At 65.4% G+C, this 16,592-nt stretch carries 12 protein-coding genes, 1 tRNA gene and 1 pseudogene; all 14 read right to left on the bottom strand.

The annotated features are described in order from the left end of the window. A partial coding sequence (locus tag WFQ05_RS20375; RefSeq protein ID WP_137835413.1) for a GTP-binding protein occupies positions 1-111 on the bottom strand: 111 nt, incomplete at its 3' end. A 53-nt stretch (positions 112-164) separates the two neighbouring features. After that, positions 165-2,252 carry an elongation factor G gene (gene fusA / locus WFQ05_RS20380; protein WP_130515961.1) on the bottom strand — a complete coding sequence of 696 codons (2,088 nt, stop codon included), beginning with the start codon at positions 2,250-2,252 and terminating at the stop codon, positions 165-167. Positions 2,253-2,438: 186 nt separating this feature from the next. Next, positions 2,439-2,906 (bottom strand): 30S ribosomal protein S7, encoded by a 468-nt coding sequence (rpsG, locus tag WFQ05_RS20385; protein ID WP_130515959.1) that lies wholly within the window; start codon positions 2,904-2,906, stop codon positions 2,439-2,441. Between the two features lie 11 nt (positions 2,907-2,917). Further along, positions 2,918-3,292, bottom strand: coding sequence for a 30S ribosomal protein S12 (gene rpsL / locus WFQ05_RS20390; protein WP_130515957.1), 375 nt, complete (start codon positions 3,290-3,292; stop codon positions 2,918-2,920). Between the two features lie 233 nt (positions 3,293-3,525). Continuing rightward, positions 3,526-7,749 (bottom strand): DNA-directed RNA polymerase subunit beta', encoded by a 4,224-nt coding sequence (gene rpoC, locus WFQ05_RS20395; protein ID WP_337055177.1) that lies wholly within the window; start codon positions 7,747-7,749, stop codon positions 3,526-3,528. Positions 7,750-7,859: 110 nt separating this feature from the next. Next, positions 7,860-12,053 carry a DNA-directed RNA polymerase subunit beta gene (rpoB, locus tag WFQ05_RS20400; RefSeq protein WP_337055178.1) on the bottom strand — a complete coding sequence of 1,398 codons (4,194 nt, stop codon included), beginning with the start codon at positions 12,051-12,053 and terminating at the stop codon, positions 7,860-7,862. A 295-nt stretch (positions 12,054-12,348) separates the two neighbouring features. After that, the gene (gene rplL, locus WFQ05_RS20405) at positions 12,349-12,717 is read right to left on the bottom strand and encodes a 50S ribosomal protein L7/L12 (protein WP_130515951.1); all 369 of its coding nucleotides are present in this window, start codon (positions 12,715-12,717) and stop codon (positions 12,349-12,351) included. Between the two features lie 42 nt (positions 12,718-12,759). Then, the gene (gene rplJ, locus WFQ05_RS20410) at positions 12,760-13,296 is read right to left on the bottom strand and encodes a 50S ribosomal protein L10 (RefSeq protein WP_130515950.1); all 537 of its coding nucleotides are present in this window, start codon (positions 13,294-13,296) and stop codon (positions 12,760-12,762) included. Between the two features lie 408 nt (positions 13,297-13,704). Beyond that, positions 13,705-14,403 carry a 50S ribosomal protein L1 gene (gene rplA / locus WFQ05_RS20415; protein WP_130515948.1) on the bottom strand — a complete coding sequence of 233 codons (699 nt, stop codon included), beginning with the start codon at positions 14,401-14,403 and terminating at the stop codon, positions 13,705-13,707. 4 nt (positions 14,404-14,407) lie between these two features. After that, entirely contained in the window at positions 14,408-14,836 is a 429-nt protein-coding gene (gene rplK, locus WFQ05_RS20420) for a 50S ribosomal protein L11 (RefSeq protein ID WP_130515946.1), read from the bottom strand. A 203-nt stretch (positions 14,837-15,039) separates the two neighbouring features. Next, a complete protein-coding gene (nusG, locus tag WFQ05_RS20425; protein WP_130515943.1) occupies positions 15,040-15,597 on the bottom strand; it encodes a transcription termination/antitermination protein NusG in 558 nt (185 codons plus the stop codon). A gap of 13 nt (positions 15,598-15,610) precedes the next feature. Next, a complete protein-coding gene (secE, locus tag WFQ05_RS20430) occupies positions 15,611-16,003 on the bottom strand; it encodes a preprotein translocase subunit SecE (RefSeq protein ID WP_130515941.1) in 393 nt (130 codons plus the stop codon). A gap of 59 nt (positions 16,004-16,062) precedes the next feature. Next, positions 16,063-16,138, bottom strand: a tRNA-Trp gene (locus WFQ05_RS20435). 198 nt (positions 16,139-16,336) lie between these two features. Beyond that, positions 16,337-16,592 (bottom strand): annotated as a pseudogene (tuf, locus tag WFQ05_RS20440) (elongation factor Tu); the annotation flags it as partial.

Genomic DNA, 16,592 nt, shown 5'->3' on the forward strand with positions numbered 1-16,592 from the left:
CGCGCCCACCTTGGTCAGCGCCGCCGTCAGCGTCGTCTTGCCATGGTCAACGTGACCAATCGTGCCCACGTTCACGTGCGGCTTGGTGCGCTCGAACTTACCCTTTGCCATTGTCGTAATCCTTCAAAAGTTGTGTCAGTTGGAATGCGGTGCGAAGCGGTCGATTACTTCTTGGTGACCGCTTCGGCGATGTTGGCCGGCGCTTCGGCGTAGTGGTCGAACTCCATCGAGAAGGTCGCGCGACCCTGCGACATCGAGCGCAGCGTGGTGGCGTAGCCGAACATCTCGCCCAGCGGCACCATGGCGTTGATGACCTTGCCCGACGGGCTTTCGTCCTGGCCCTGCAGGATGCCGCGACGACGGCTCACGTCGCCCATCACGTCACCCAGGTAATCCTCGGGCGTGACGATCTCGACCTTCATCATCGGCTCGAGCAGGACCGGCGAGGCCTTGGAGAAGGCTTCCTTGAACGCCATCGAGCCGGCGACCTTGAACGCCATTTCGTTGGAGTCCACGTCGTGGAACGAACCGTCGACGGCCTTGACCGCGACGTCCACCACCGGGAAGCCGGCCAGCGGACCATTGCGCATGGCCTCTTCGATGCCCTTGCCCGCGGCGGCGACGTATTCCTTCGGCACCACGCCGCCGACGATCGCGCTCTCGTAGCTGAAGCCCGCGCCACGCTCGGCCGGCTCCATCTCGATCACGATGTGGCCGTACTGGCCGCGACCGCCCGACTGGCGCACGAACTTGCCATCCTGCTTGACGCCCTTGCGGATCGTCTCGCGGTAGGCCACCTGCGGCTTGCCGACGTTGGCTTCAACGTTGAACTCGCGCTTCATGCGGTCGACGATGATTTCCAGGTGCAGCTCGCCCATGCCGGCGATGATGGTCTGGCCGGATTCCTCGTCGGTCCGCACGCGGAACGAGGGATCTTCCTGCGCCAGGCGACCCAGCGCCAGGCCCATCTTCTCCTGGTCGGACTTGGTCTTCGGCTCGACCGCCATCGAGATCACCGGCTCCGGGAACGTCATGCGCTCCAGGGTGATGATCTTGTCCTGCGCGCACAGCGTGTCGCCGGTGGTGACGTCCTTCAGACCCACCGCCGCGGCGATGTCGCCCGCGCGCACTTCCTTGATCTCTTCGCGGTTGTTGGAGTGCATCTGCAGGATGCGGCCCACGCGCTCCTTCTTCGACTTGACCGGGTTGTAGACCTGGTCGCCGGAGTTGAGCACACCCGAGTAGACGCGGAAGAAGGTCAGCGAGCCCACGAACGGGTCGGTCATGATCTTGAACGCCAGCGCCGAGAAGGGCTCGTTGTCGCCCGCCTTGCGGCTGTCTTCCTGCTCGTTCTCGTCGATGCCCTGCACCGGCGGACGATCCACCGGCGACGGCAGCAGCTGGATCACGCCGTCGAGCATGGCCTGCACGCCCTTGTTCTTGAAGGCGGTGCCGCAGTAGACCGGCACGATCTCCACGCGCAGGGTGCGCTCGCGCAGACCGCTCAGGATCTCGGCCTCGGACAGGTCGCCGCCGCCCAGGTACTTGTCCATCAGCTCTTCGCTGGCCTCGGCCGCGGCCTCGACCATGAAGCTGCGGGCCTCGTCGGCCTTGGACTGCAGCTCGGCGGGGATGTCGCGGTACTCGAACACGGTGCCCTGCGAGGCGGTATCCCAGTGGATCGCCTTCATCTTGACCAGGTCGATCACGCCCTCGAAGCCGTCCTCGGCGCCGATCGGCACCTGCATCGGCACGGCGTACGCGCCCAGACGGGCCTTGAGCTGGTCCACGACCTTGTCGAAGTTGGCGCCGGTGCGGTCCATCTTGTTGACGAACGCCAGACGCGGCACGGCGTACTTGTTGGCCTGACGCCACACGGTCTCGGACTGCGGCTGCACGCCACCGACGGCGCACAGCACGAACACCGCGCCGTCGAGCACGCGCAGCGAACGCTCGACTTCGATGGTGAAGTCGACGTGGCCGGGGGTGTCGATGATGTTGAAGCGGTGCTGCGGCATGGACTTGTCCATACCCGTCCAGAACGCCGTGGTGGCGGCGGACGTGATGGTGATGCCGCGCTCCTGCTCCTGCTCCATCCAGTCCATCGTGGCGGCGCCATCGTGCACCTCACCGATCTTGTGGCTGACACCGGTGTAGAACAGGATGCGCTCCGACGTGGTGGTCTTGCCCGCGTCGATGTGGGCCATGATGCCGAAGTTGCGGTAACGCTCGATGGGAGTGGTGCGAGCCACGAGGAGTCTCTCTTTTTGATGAAAAGAACGTCGCGCCATGGGCGCGAACGGGGGCGATGATCACACGGGTCCTAAAGACCGAATGCCGCCCGGGGGCGGCTTTCGCTGTCGTGCGCGATGATCAGCGCGTTGTGTGGCGCCTAGGTGGCGCCTGGGGCCCGAAGATTCAAGGCCCCCGGTACTGCCTTACCAGCGATAGTGCGCGAACGCCTTGTTGGCTTCGGCCATGCGGTGGGTTTCTTCACGCTTCTTGATGGCGCCGCCGCGGTTCTCCGAGGCGTCGATCAGTTCGGCGGCCAGCTTGCGCGGCATGGTGTTCTCACCGCGCTTGCGGGCCGACTCGATCAGCCAGCGCATGGCCAGGGCCAGGCGGCGCGAGGCGCGCACTTCGACCGGCACCTGATAGGTGGCACCACCGACGCGGCGCGACTTGACCTCGACGGCCGGCGCGACGTTGTCCAGCGCCTTCTCGACCAGCTCGAGGGCGTTGGGATTCTTTTCGCCGATGACGTCCATGGCGCCGTAGACGATCTTCTCGGCGACGGACTTCTTGCCGCTCAGCATCACCATGTTGATGAAGCGGGCGATGGTGTGGCTGCCGTGCTTGGGATCGGGCAGAACGGTGCGCTGCGGCGCGGAACCTTTACGAGACATGTCTTATTCCCTTAGCTCTTCGGACGCTTGGCGCCGTACTTGGAACGGGCCTGGCGGCGCTTGGCAACGCCGGCGGCGTCGAGCGAACCGCGCACGGTGTGGTAACGCACGCCCGGCAGGTCCTTGACGCGACCGCCGCGGATCAGCACCACCGAGTGCTCCTGCAGGTTATGCCCTTCGCCACCGATGTAGCTGATGACTTCTTCCTGGTTGGTCAGGCGCACCTTGGCCACCTTGCGCAGCGCCGAGTTCGGCTTCTTGGGCGTGGTGGTGTAGACGCGCGTGCAGACGCCGCGGCGCTGCGGACAGTTGTCGAGTGCCGGCGAGGCGCTCTTGTAGGTCGTCGCCTGCCGCGGCTTGCGGACCAGCTGGTTGATCGTTGCCATCTTTGGATTCTTTGGATGAAGGCCGTGACGCCGGGCCTTTTGCGTGAAAACGACGGCAGGCCGTAGATGCGGCCTGCCGAGACAGGAGAGTATAGCTGGCAGCGGAATTTGTCGTCAACCGACGAAATCCTCACCACCGTCTGGCCGGTCCCGGGCCGGGATACGGGGCACATCCTGCGCCCCCTTCCGCTTGGTCAGGCCGGCCCCGCCTGGGGCCGGCCCGTCTTGCTGGCTTACTGCTCGGTGCTGGTTTCCGACTCGGCTTCGCCACCTTCGGCCACGGCCTCGGCGGTCACCGGCCCGGACAGGGCGGCCATCTCCGACTCGGTCAGGCCCGAGGCGTTGCGACGGCGCTGGCTGTGGTAGGTCAGACCGGTACCGGCCGGGATCAGACGGCCGACGATCACGTTCTCCTTCAGACCGCGCAGGCTGTCACGGGTGCCGCGCACGGCCGCCTCGGTCAGCACGCGGGTGGTCTCCTGGAAGGAGGCCGCGGAGATGAACGACTCGGTCGCCAGCGAGGCCTTGGTGATGCCCAGCAGGACCGGCTCGTACTGCGCCGGCAGCTCGTTGCGGGCCACCAGCCTGGCGTTCTCTTCGATCACGCGCTGCTTCTCGACCTGCTCGCCGGCCAGGAACTTGCTGTTGCCCGCGTCGGTGATCTCCACCTTGCGCAGCATCTGGCGGGTGATCACCTCGATGTGCTTGTCGTTGATCTTCACGCCCTGCAGGCGGTAGACGTCCTGGATTTCCTTGACCAGGTACGCGGCCAGCGGCTCGACACCCAGCAGGCGCAGGATGTCCTGCGGGCTCGGCTCGCCGTCCACGATGGTCTCGCCCTTGGCCACGTGCTCGCCTTCGAACACGATGATCTGGCGGAACTTGGGAATCAGCTCCTCGTGCTCGTTGCCGTCGGTGTCCTTGATGATCAGGCGCTGCTTGCCCTTGGTGTCCTTGCCGAAGCTGATCACGCCCGAACGCTCGGCCAGGATCGCCGGATCCTTCGGCTTGCGCGCCTCGAACAGGTCGGCCACGCGCGGCAGACCACCGGTAATGTCGCGGGTCTTGGACGCTTCCTGCGGCACCTTGGTGACCACGTCGCCCACGCCGACGGCGGCGCCGTCCTGCAGGTTGACCACCGAACGCGGCGGCAGCAGGTACTGGGCCGGCATGTCGGTGCCCGGGATCGACAGATCCTTGCCGTCCTTGTCGACGATGCGCACCAGCGGACGCAGGTCCTTGCCCTGCGAGCCACGACGCTTGGGATCGGTGATCTCGCGCGAGGCCAGGCCGGTCAGTTCGTCGGTCTTCTCGATGACGGTGATGCCGTCGACGAAGTCCACGAAGCGCACGAAACCGGCCACTTCCGACACGATCGGGTGGTTATGCGGATCCCAGTTGGCCACGGTCTGGCCGGCCTTGACCGCATCGCCGTCCTTGACGGTGATGGTGGCGCCGTAGGGCAGCTTGTAGCGCTCGCGCTCGCGACCGTGGGCGTCCAGCACCGACAGTTCGCCCGAACGCGACACCGCCACCAGCGAACCGTTGGCGTGCTCGACCGACTTGAGGTTGTTGAACTTCACCGAGCCGGTGGTCTTGACCGTGATGTTGTCCACCGCGGCGGCACGCGAAGCGGCACCACCGATGTGGAACGTACGCATGGTCAGCTGCGTGCCGGGCTCGCCGATCGACTGGGCGGCGATGACGCCGACCGCTTCGCCGATGTTGACGATGTGGCCACGGGCCAGGTCGCGGCCGTAGCAGTGCGAGCACACGCCGAAGTCCGAGGTGCAGGTGATGGTCGAGCGCACCTTCACCATCTGCACGCCGGCGTCTTCCAGCTTCTGCACCCAGGCTTCGTCCAGCAGCGTGTTGCGGGTGACGATCGGGTCCTCGTCGTTGCCCGGCAGGAACACGTCCTCGGCCACGATGCGGCCCAGCACGCGGTCCTTCAGCGGCTCGACCACGTCGCCGCCTTCCACGATCGGGGTCATGGTCAGGCCGTCGGTGGTGCCGCAGTCGACCTCGGTGATCACCACGTCCTGCGCCACGTCGACCAGGCGACGGGTCAGGTAACCGGAGTTGGCGGTCTTCAGCGCGGTATCGGCCAGACCCTTGCGGGCGCCGTGGGTGGAGTTGAAGTACTCCTGCACGTTCAGGCCTTCGCGGAAGTTCGCCTTGATGGGCGTCTCGATGATCGAGCCATCGGGACGGGCCATCAGGCCGCGCATGCCGGCCAGCTGGCGGATCTGCGCCTGGCTACCACGCGCGCCGGAGTCGGCCATGATGTACAGCGAGTTCATCGACTTCTCGTTGATGGTCTCGCCCTTGGCGTTGAGCACCTTGTCGGTACCGATGGTGTCCATCATCGCCTTGGCGATGCGCTCGTTGGTGCGCGACCAGATGTCCACGACCTTGTTGTAGCGCTCGCCGGCGGTGACCAGGCCGGACTGGTACTGCTCCTGGATCTCGAGCACTTCCTGCTCGGCCTCGCCCAGGATGCCCTTCTTCTCGTCCGGGATGACCATGTCGTCGATGCCGATCGACACGCCCGCGCGGGTGGCGTAGGCGAAGCCGGTGTACATCAGCTTGTCGGCGAACACGACCGTGTCCTTCAGACCCAGCTGGCGGTAGCTGGAGTTGATCAGACGCGAGATGTTCTTCTTGGTCAGGTCGGTGTTGGCCAGCGCGAACGGCAGGCCGTCGGGCAGGATCTCGGCCAGCAGCGCGCGCCCGACCGTGGTGTCCACGATCGAGGTCTTCTTCTCGCGGCTGCCGTCCTCGGCGATCACCGTCTCGGTGATGCGCACCTTGACCTTGGCGTGCAGTTCGACCACGCGGTTGTCGTAGGCGCGCTTGACCTCGGCGATGTTGGCGAAGGCCATGCCCTCGCCCGCCTTGTTCTCCAGGGCGCGGGTCATGTAGTACAGACCCAGCACCACGTCCTGCGAGGGCACGATGATCGGCTCGCCGTTGGCCGGCGAGAGGATGTTGTTGGACGACATCATCAGCGCGCGCGCTTCCAGCTGGGCTTCCAGCGAGAGCGGCACGTGCACGGCCATCTGGTCACCGTCGAAGTCGGCGTTGAACGCGGTGCAGACCAGCGGGTGCAGCTGGATGGCCTTGCCCTCGATCAGCACCGGCTCGAACGCCTGGATGCCCAGGCGGTGCAGGGTCGGGGCGCGGTTCAGCAGCACCGGGTGCTCGCGGATGACTTCTTCCAGGATGTCCCAGACTTCGCCTTCCTCGCGCTCGACCAGCTTCTTGGCGGCCTTGATCGTGGTGGCCAGGCCGCGACGCTGCAGCTTGGCGAACACGAACGGCTTGAACAGCTCCAGCGCCATCTTCTTGGGCAGGCCGCACTGGTGCAGCTTGAGGTACGGGCCGACCACGATGACCGAACGGCCCGAGTAGTCCACGCGCTTGCCGAGCAGGTTCTGGCGGAACCGGCCCTGCTTGCCCTTGATCATGTCGGCCAGCGACTTCAGCGGACGCTTGTTGGTGCCGGTGATGGCGCGGCCGCGACGGCCGTTGTCCATCAGCGCGTCGACCGATTCCTGCAGCATGCGCTTTTCGTTGCGCACGATGATGTCCGGAGCGTTGAGCTCCAGCAGGCGGCGCAGACGGTTGTTGCGGTTGATGACGCGGCGGTACAGGTCGTTGAGGTCGGAAGTCGCGAAGCGGCCGCCGTCCAGCGGCACCAGCGGGCGCAGATCCGGCGGCAGCACCGGCAGCACGGTCATGACCATCCATTCCGGACGGTTGCCGGACTCCAGGAAGGCCTCGACCAGCTTGATGCGCTTGGTCAGACGCTTGAGCTTGGTCTCCGAACCGGTGCTGGCGATCTCCTCGCGCAGCTTGACCATCTCGGCCTGCAGGTCGATGTGGCGCAGCAGTTCGAACACGGCCTCGGCGCCCATGGCGGCGTCGAAGTCGTCGCCGTGCTCCTGGCGCGCGGTCAGGTACTGCTCTTCGGTCAGCAGCTGGCGGCTTTCCAGCGGGGTCAGGCCCGGCTCGGTCACCACGTAGGCTTCGAAGTACAGCACGCGCTCGATGTCGCGCAGGGTCATGTCCAGCATCAGGCCGATGCGCGAGGGCAGCGACTTGAGGAACCAGATGTGCGCGACCGGCGAGGCCAGGTCGATGTGGCCCATGCGCTCGCGGCGCACCTTGGCCAGGGTCACCTCGGTGCCGCACTTCTCGCAGACCACGCCGCGGTGCTTCATGCGCTTGTACTTGCCGCACAGGCACTCGTAGTCCTTGATCGGTCCGAAGATGGCGGCGCAGAACAGGCCGTCACGCTCGGGCTTGAAGGTACGGTAGTTGATGGTTTCCGGCTTCTTCACTTCGCCGAAGGACCACGAGCGGATCAGATCCGGCGAGGCCAGCGCGATCTTGATCGCGTCGAAGTCCAGGGTCTGGCGCTGCTGGTTGAAGAGGTTGAGCAGGTCTTTCATGAGTTTCTCCGGGATTCGGAATTCGAGATTGGGGATTCGTCAGAGCGAGGATCCGGGAGCGTGGGAGCGGCTTGTGCCACTCCCCGATCCCGAATCTCCAATCCCGAACCTCAGTTGTCTTCCAGCTCCATGTTGATGGCCAGCGAGCGGATTTCCTTCACCAAGACGTTGAAGGACTCCGGCATGCCCGCGACCATCTCGTGTTCGCCATCGACGATGTTCTTGTACATCTGGTTGCGGCCCTGCACGTCGTCGGACTTGACGGTCAGCATTTCCTGCAGGGTGTGCGCCGCGCCGTAGGCTTCCAGCGCCCAGACTTCCATTTCGCCGAAGCGCTGGCCGCCGAACTGCGCCTTGCCGCCCAGCGGCTGCTGGGTGACCAGCGAGTACGGGCCGGTGGAACGGGCGTGCATCTTGTCGTCGACCAGGTGGTTCAGCTTCAGGTAGTGCATGTAGCCGACCGTGGTCTTGCGATCGAACGCCTCGCCGGTGCGGCCGTCGTACAGCTGCATCTGCGTCTTGCTGGCGTTGAAGCCGAGCAGTTCGGTTTCCGCATCGCCGTCCGGATAGGCCAGGTTGAGCATCTCGCGCAGCTCGTCCTCGTGGGCGCCGTCGAACACCGGGGTGGCCATCGGCACGCCATCGGTGAGGTTATGCGCCAGGCCGATCAGCTCGTCATCGCTGAACTGGTCCAGGTCCACACGATCACCGGCCAGGGCCTTGTCGTGGTTGTAGACCTTGGCCAGGAACGCGCGCAGCTCGCTGACCGCGCGCTGCTGCTCGAGCATCGTCTGGATGCGCTTGCCCAGGCCCTTGGCGGCCCAGCCCAGGTGCACCTCGAGGATCTGGCCGATGTTCATGCGCGAAGGCACGCCCAGCGGGTTCAGCACGATGTCCACGGTCTGGCCATTGGCCATGTACGGCATGTCCTCGACCGGCACCACGTTGGAGACCACACCCTTGTTGCCGTGACGGCCGGCCATCTTGTCGCCCGGCTGGATGCGGCGCTTCACGGCCAGGAACACCTTGACCATCTTCAGCACGCCCGGGGCGAGGTCGTCGCCCTGGGTGATCTTGCCGCGCTTGTCGGCGAAGCGACGCTCGAACTCCTTCTCGTGCGCCTGGACCTGCTTCTGCGCACGCTCGATGGCGTCGGCCGCGTCGTCATCCTTCATGCGGATGGCGAACCAGTCGGCCTTCTTCAGGCCGTCCAGGTAGGCGTCGGTGATGGTGTCGCCCTTCTTCAGGCCGGCACCGCCGTTGGCCACCTTGCCGACCAGCTGCGAGCGCAGGCGGGCGAAGATCGCGTTCTCCAGGATGCGGAACTGGTCGTCGAAGTCCTTCTTGACGCGCTTGATCTCGGAATCCTCGATCTGGCGCGCGCGCTTGTCCTTCTCGATGCCGTCGCGGGTGAACACCTGCACGTCGATGACCACGCCGTCCATGCCCGGGGGCACGCGCAGCGAGCTGTCCTTCACGTCGGAGGCCTTCTCGCCGAAGATCGCGCGCAGCAGCTTCTCTTCCGGGGTCAGCTGGCTCTCGCCCTTCGGCGTGACCTTGCCCACCAGGATGTCGCCAGCGCGCACTTCGGCGCCGATGTACACCACGCCGGACTCGTCGAGGCGGTTCAGCGCGCTCTCCGAGACGTTGGGGATGTCGGCCGAGATTTCCTCCGGTCCCAGCTTGGTGTCGCGCGCCTGGACGGTCAGTTCCTCGATGTGGATCGTGGTGTAGCGATCCTCTTCCACCACGCGCTCGGAGAGCAGGATGGAGTCTTCGAAGTTGTAGCCGTTCCACGGCATGAACGCGATCAGCATGTTCTGGCCCAGGGCCAGTTCGCCGATGTCGGTGGACGGACCGTCGGCCAGCACGTCGCCGCGCGCCACCACGTCGCCCACGTTCACCAGCGGACGCTGGTTGATGCAGGTGTTCTGGTTGGAGCGGGTGTACTTGATCAGGTTGTAGATATCCACGCCGGCATCGTGCTCGCCGGAGATCTCGTCCTCGTTGATCTTGACCACGATGCGGGCCGCGTCGATCTGCACCACTTCACCGCCGCGACGGGCATTGACCGTCACGCCCGAGTCGCGCGCCACGGCGCGCTCGATGCCGGTGCCGACCAGCGGCTTCTGCGCACGCAGCGTCGGCACGGCCTGGCGCTGCATGTTGGCGCCCATCAGCGCGCGGTTGGCGTCGTCATGCTCCAGGAACGGCACCAGCGCCGCGGCGATGGAGACGGTCTGCATGGGCGAGACGTCCATGAAGTCCACGTCCGACGGCGGCTTGAGCAGCGACTCGCCCTGGTAGCGGCATGGCACGAACTGCTCGGTCAGCTGGTTCTTGGCATCGCTGAGCGCGTTGGCCTGGGCGATGACGTACTCGTTCTCCTCGATCGCCGACAGGTACTCGATCTCGTCGGTGATGCGGCCGTCCACGACCTTGCGGTACGGCGTCTCGAGGAAGCCGTAGGCGTTGGTGCGGGCATACACCGCCAGCGAGTTGATCAGGCCGATGTTCGGGCCTTCCGGCGTCTCGATGGTGCAGACGCGGCCGTAGTGGGTCGGGTGCACGTCGCGCACTTCGAAGCCGGCGCGCTCGCGGGTCAGGCCGCCCGGGCCCAGGGCCGAGACGCGACGCTTGTGCGTGACTTCCGACAGCGGGTTGTTCTGGTCCATGAACTGGGACAGCTGCGAGGAGCCGAAGAACTCCTTGATCGCGGCGGCCACCGGCTTGGCGTTGATCAGCTCCTGCGGGGTCAGGCCTTCGGACTCGGCCATCGACAGGCGCTCCTTGACCGCGCGCTCGACGCGGACCAGGCCCACGCGGAACACGTTCTCGGCCATTTCGCCGACCGAACGCACGCGACGGTTGCCCAAGTGGTCGATGTCGTCGACCACGCCGCGGCCGTTGCGGATCTCGGTCAGGACCGAGATCACGTCCAGGATGTCCGAGCTCTGGCCATTGGTGGCGACCAGGCGCTTGGATTCCTCGTCGTTGCGCACGCTGAAGTACTTGTGGTCGTACAGCACCGACTCACCGGTGGTTTCCTTGCGGCCCACGCGGCGGTTGAACTTCATGCGGCCCACGGCCGACAGGTCGTAGCGCTCGAAGGTGAAGAACAGGTTGTGGAACAGGTTCTGCGCGGCGTCCTTGGTCGGCGGCTCGCCCGGACGCATCATGCGGTAGATCTCGACCAGGGCCTCGAGCTGGGTCTTGGTCGGGTCGATGCGCAGGGTGTTGGACAGGTAGGGGCCACGATCCAGATCGTTCACCCACAGCGTGCCCACCACCTCGACGCCGGCCTTGCGGAACGCGGCCAGCTGGTCGTCGGTGATCTCGTCGTTGGCGTTGGCCAGCAGCTCGCCGGTCGAGGCATCGACCACGTCGTGCGAGAGGATGCGGCCCACCAGGTACTCGTCGGGCACGGCCAGCGCGGCGATGCCGGAGGCTTCCAGCTGCTTGACGTGGCGGGCGGTGATGCGCTTGCCGGCCTCGACGATGACCTTGTCGCCATCGGCCAGGTCGAAGTTCAGCGTCTCGCCGCGCAGGCGCTCGGGCACCAGCTCCAGCTGCACGCCTTCGCTCGGGTCGATGTGGAAGGTGTTGATCTCGAAGAAGTGGTTGAGCATCTCCTCGTTGGAGTAGCCCAGCGCACGCAGCAGGATCGACACCGGCAGCTTGCGGCGACGGTCGATACGGGTGAACAGTGCGTCCTTCGGGTCGAACTCGAAGTCCAGCCAGGAACCGCGGTAAGGGATGATGCGGGCGCTGTACAGCAGCTTGCCCGAGCTGTGGGTCTTGCCGCGGTCGTGATCGAAGAACACGCCCGGCGAGCGGTGCAGCTGGGAGACGATGACGCGCTCGGTGCCGTTGACGATGAAGGTGCCGTTGTCGGTCATGAGCGGGATCTCGCCCAGATAGACCTCCTGCTCCTTCACGTACTTGATGGCCTTGGTCGAGGACTCGCGGTCGTAGATGACCAGGCGCACGGTCACGCGCAGCGGCGCGCCGTAGCTCATGCCACGCTGACGGCACTCGCGCTCGTCGAACGCCGGCTCGCCCAGCTTGTAGCCGACGTATTCCAGCGCGGCGTTGCCGGAGTAGCTGGAGATCGGGAACACGGACTTGAGCGCGGCGTGCAGGCCACGGTCCTCGCGCTTGGCGGCGTCAACGTGCTCCTGCAGGAACTCGCGGTAGGAATCGACCTGGATGGCGAGCAGGAACGGGACCTCGAGGATCGACCGCTGCTTGCCGAAGTCCTTGCGGATGCGCTTCTTTTCAGTGAACGAGTATGTCGTCGACATGGGACATTGCCTCTGGCATCGGGGGGCCACGCGTCCGCGACCCCTGGGGAACATTCTTTCGAATGGGAAGAACTGTCAGTTGGAAGTCGCTGGTATTGCCGGCACCAGCACGCCATCTCCCGCTACTTCCAACTACCAACTCGTGGATTTTCTCGCCGCGGTGCGGCGGACAACGAACGGCGTTGTTTGCTACGACTTGCGTGTTGCGGACTGCTTTTTCAACAACGACCGAAGGCCAGGGGCTTTCGCCCCCGGCCTTTGGGTGTCGCCGATGGAACTAGGCGACAAATTGCAATTACTTCACTTCGACGGTCGCGCCAGCGGCCTCGAGGTCCTTCTTCATCTTCTCGGCATCTTCCTTCGACACGCCTTCCTTCAGGACGCCGCCGGCCTCGGTGAGGTCCTTGGCTTCCTTCAGGCCCAGGCCGGTGATGGCGCGGACGGCCTTGATGACGTCGACCTTCTTGGCGCCGGCGTCCTTCAGGATGATGTTGAACTCGGTCTGCTCTTCGACGGCGGCGGCCGGGCCAGCGGCGGCGGCAACGGCAACCGGGGCGGCGGCGGAGACGCCAAACTTGTCTTCGATCGCCTTGACCAGCTCCATGATCTCCATGAGGGTCTTTTCAGCGATGGCGTCGACGATCTGCTCGGTGGACAGGGACATTGTGTTTACCTTCGGTCAAATTTCTGGAATGGGATACGGGAATCAGGCCGTTTCAGCCGGGGCTTCCGCCTCGGCCGGCGCTGCATCGCCACCGCCCTGCTGCTCGGCCACGGCCTTGATGGCGCGGGCGAACATCGTGACGGGTTCGGCCAGGACGCGGGCCAGCATGGCCAGGGCCTGATCGCGGGTCGGCAGCGAAGCCAGGACGTCGACGTGGCTGGCCGGATACAGCTGGCCGCCCACGGCCACAACCTTGGGCTGCAGCTTGTCGTTGGACTTGGCGAATTCCTTGATCAGGCGACCGGCAGCGCCGGGCTCCTCGGTCGAGAACGCGTACAGCAGCGGTCCGACCAGCGAGTCCTTGGCGCACTCGTATTCGGTACCTTCCACAGCACGGGCGGCCAAGGTGTTCTTGACCACGCGCAGGTACACGCCGGACTCGCGCGCCTGCTTGCGCATCGCGGTCATCTGGGAGACCGTGGTGCCTGCGTACTCGGCGGCGATCAAGGAGTGCGCCTTGGCGGCGACGTCTGCCAGCTCGGCGACAACTTCTTGCTTCTGGGACAGATTGAGAGCCATTAATCACTCCTCATTGTGAACTCCGCTCACGGCTCCTGCCGCTTGCGGTCCAGGGCAGCGTCCATCCTGGACGCCGGGGACGCCTTCGCGTCCCACTGGTGGCCTTATCAACTGGCCCGCGCGAAGCAAGACCAGAAACCGATGAAGGCGGCACCATCTGCGCGGGCTGGCACAAGGCCAATCAAGCAGTCCCGCTAGCGCCGACGCCGAATCCTTGCCAGGACCGAGCTTCCCTGCCCGTCGTCGGAGCGCGCTGACCGCACCTGCGGTCTTTGACGGCTTTCTGCGGCTCGCACCGCAGATCGCCCCCAAACGCGGGAACACATGGAGGGGATCGAGAGACGAGTGGCCGGCGCTGTTGCTTTGCCTTGACTCGTCGCCCTGCCCCGCTACGCGTTCCCGTCTTTCTTACTTCAGGTTCAGCGAGGACTGGTCCACGGTCACGCCGGGGCCCATGGTCGAGCTGATCGAGATCTTCTGCAGGTACTGCCCCTTGGCGGTCGAGGGCTTGGCCTTGACCAGGTCGGCCAGCAGGGCCTGCAGATTGTTCTTCAGGGCTTCGTCCTCGAATGAGGCCTTGCCGATGGTGCAGTGGATGATGCCGGCCTTGTCGGTGCGGTAGCGCACCTGACCCGACTTGGCGTTCTTCACCGCTTCGGCCGGGTTCGGCGAGACGGTGCCGACCTTCGGGTTCGGCATCAGGCCGCGCGGGCCCAGGACCTGACCCAGCTTACCGACCACGCGCATCGCGTCCGGCGTGGCGATGACCACGTCGTAGTTCAGATCGCCGGCCTGCATCTTCTCGGCCAGGTCGTCCATGCCGACCGCTTCGGCGCCGGCGGCCAGGGCCTCGTCAGCCTTGGCACCGGCCGGAGCGAACACCGCCACGCGCACGGCCTTGCCGGTACCGGCCGGCAACACGGTCGAACCGCGCACCTGCTGGTCGGACTTCTTGGCATCCACGCCCAGACGCACGGCCACGTCGATGGACTCGACGAACTTGGCCTTGGCGGCGGTCTTGAGGATGTTCACGGCCTCTTCGAAGGCGTACGCCTTACCCGGGGTCACGGCGGCCAGGATGGCCTTCTGTCGCTTGTTCATTGCCATGTCTTCAGCCCTCGACCGTCAGACCCATGGAACGGGCCGAGCCCGCAATCGTGCGCACCGCTGCGTCCAGATCGGCCGCGGTCAGATCGGGCTCCTTCGCCTTGGCGATGTCCTCGAGCTGCTTGCGGGTGACCTTGCCCACCTTCTCGGTGTTGGGGCGCTTGGAGCCGGACTGGATGCCCACCGCCTTCTTCAGCAGCACCGAAGCCGGGGTCGACTTGGTCACGAAGGTGAAGGTACGGTCCGAGTAGGCCGTGATGATGACCGGGGTCGGCAGACCCGGCTCGAGCTTGGAGGTCGCCGCGTTGAACGCCTTGCAGAACTCCATGATGTTCAGACCGCGCTGACCCAGCGCAGGACCGACCGGCGGCGAGGGGTTGGCCTGACCGGCCTTCACCTGCAGCTTGATGTAACCGACAACTTTCTTTGCCATTTCAATGCTCTCCGGGTGCTAGCGCCTAGGATCAGGCTCCCCATCGGATCGGGAAAATCACGCGTCCCGACATCGCGTATGCGTTCGCGACAAAGGCCGCCAACGAGGGCGGCCATTGCGGTTGCCCGGCTGACCGGACAAGGGAGCCGCGCACTATAGCAGGTTTTGGGCCGTCCGGCGCAAGCGGCGCCGGCGGCGGGGGCTCAGGCCTTCTCGACCTGGCCGAATTCCAGCTCCACCGGGGTGGAGCGGCCGAAGATGAGCACGGCCACGCGCAGGCGGCTCTTCTCGTAATTGACTTCCTCGACCACGCCGTTGAAGTCGTTGAACGGGCCGTCGACCACGCGGACCATCTCGCCCGGCTCGAACAGCACCTTCGGACGCGGCTTCTCGACGCCTTCCTGAACACGGTCCAGGATCGCGGCAGCCTCTTCGTCACGGATCGGCAGCGGACGGTCGGCGGTGCCGCCGATGAAGCCCAGGACCTTGCTGGTGTCCTTCACCAGGTGCCAGGACTCGTTGTCCATGCGCGGGATGCCGGCTTCGTCGTGGGTCTCGATCTGGACCAGCACGTAACCGGGGAAGAACTTGCGCTCGGACCGGCGCTTCTGACCCGACCGCATCTCCACCACTTCCTCGGTGGGCACCAGCACGTCGCCGAAGCGATCTTCCATGCCGTCGCGCACGATCCGATCGCGCAGCGCCTGTGCCACGGACTTCTCAAAGCCTGAATAGGCGTGTACCACGTACCAACGCTTCACTGTGGAAATCTCCTCAACGGCCCATCGTGAACAGTTTTTCGACCAGCCACTGAATGCCGAAGTCGAAGCCAGCCAGGATCAGGCTGAGGATCACCACCACCACCATCACCACCCAGGTCATGCGCAGCGACTCCTGACGGGTCGGCCACACCACCTTGCGCAGCTCGAAGCGCGACTCGGACAGGAATTCCAGGGTGTCCTTGCCCTTGGCCGTGGCCACAAACACCGCGGCGCCGGCGACCAGGCCGACGATCACGATCAGCGCGCGCAACGGGGTCGCCCACTGGCCGGCAGACCACCACCACACCACCAGGCCGGCAACGACGAGTGCCCCGGCCGCCACGTACTTGGCGATATCGCCCGCGGACGTGGTCGGCGCCTTGGATGGTTGGATCTTGCTGTTCATTCGGGTTGGATGTGCCGCCTTGCACTGCACCGCCTGCGAAGGCGGGACGATCTGGACAGTGGCACGCCAGGAGGGACTCGAACCCCCAACCTGCGGTTTTGGAGACCGCTGCTCTGCCAATTGAGCTACTGGCGTATGAACTGTAAAGGCACCGGCGAACCGCAAGACTCGCCCGTGCCGATGCGTGGACTCCCGCGGGTGCGGGACTGATTACTGGCGCCGGACCCCGCTTTCACGGGTCGATGTCGCCGTGTCGGACCGCTGGATCCCCGCTTTCGCGGGGACGACGATCTGACAAAGCCCTGCGCGCCTTGGCGCGCAGGGGTCAGATCGTCACTTGATGATCTTGGCTACCACGCCGGCGCCGACGGTACGGCCACCCTCGCGGATCGCGAAGCGCAGGCCCTCGTCCATCGCCACCGGGTTGATCAGCGTGACCTTCATCTTCACGTTGTCGCCCGGCATCACCATCTCGGTACCTTCCGGCAGCTCGATCGCACCGGTGATGTCGGTGGTGCGGAAGTAGAACTGCGGACGGTAGCCCTTGAAGAACGGCGTGTGACGGCCACCCTCGTCCTTGGACAGCACG

The organism is Pseudoxanthomonas sp. USHLN014 (genome assembly GCF_037153335.1).
GTDB classification, from domain to species: Bacteria; Pseudomonadota; Gammaproteobacteria; order Xanthomonadales; family Xanthomonadaceae; genus Pseudoxanthomonas_A; species Pseudoxanthomonas_A winnipegensis.

What these genes read in the sequence shown, in the direction of transcription:
- rplK (WP_130515946.1), bottom strand. Translation starts at nt 14,836, where the DNA reads ATGGCAAAGAAAGTTGTCGGTTACATCAAGCTGCAGGTGAAGGCCGGT.
- rpsL (WP_130515957.1), bottom strand. Translation starts at nt 3,292, where the DNA reads ATGGCAACGATCAACCAGCTGGTCCGCAAGCCGCGGCAGGCGACGACC.
- rplL (WP_130515951.1), bottom strand. Translation starts at nt 12,717, where the DNA reads ATGTCCCTGTCCACCGAGCAGATCGTCGACGCCATCGCTGAAAAGACC.
- rplA (WP_130515948.1), bottom strand. Translation starts at nt 14,403, where the DNA reads ATGGCAATGAACAAGCGACAGAAGGCCATCCTGGCCGCCGTGACCCCG.
- rpsG (WP_130515959.1), bottom strand. Translation starts at nt 2,906, where the DNA reads ATGTCTCGTAAAGGTTCCGCGCCGCAGCGCACCGTTCTGCCCGATCCC.
- rpoC (WP_337055177.1), bottom strand. Translation starts at nt 7,749, where the DNA reads ATGAAAGACCTGCTCAACCTCTTCAACCAGCAGCGCCAGACCCTGGAC.
- rpoB (WP_337055178.1), bottom strand. Translation starts at nt 12,053, where the DNA reads ATGTCGACGACATACTCGTTCACTGAAAAGAAGCGCATCCGCAAGGAC.
- secE (WP_130515941.1), bottom strand. Translation starts at nt 16,003, where the DNA reads ATGAACAGCAAGATCCAACCATCCAAGGCGCCGACCACGTCCGCGGGC.
- rplJ (WP_130515950.1), bottom strand. Translation starts at nt 13,296, where the DNA reads ATGGCTCTCAATCTGTCCCAGAAGCAAGAAGTTGTCGCCGAGCTGGCA.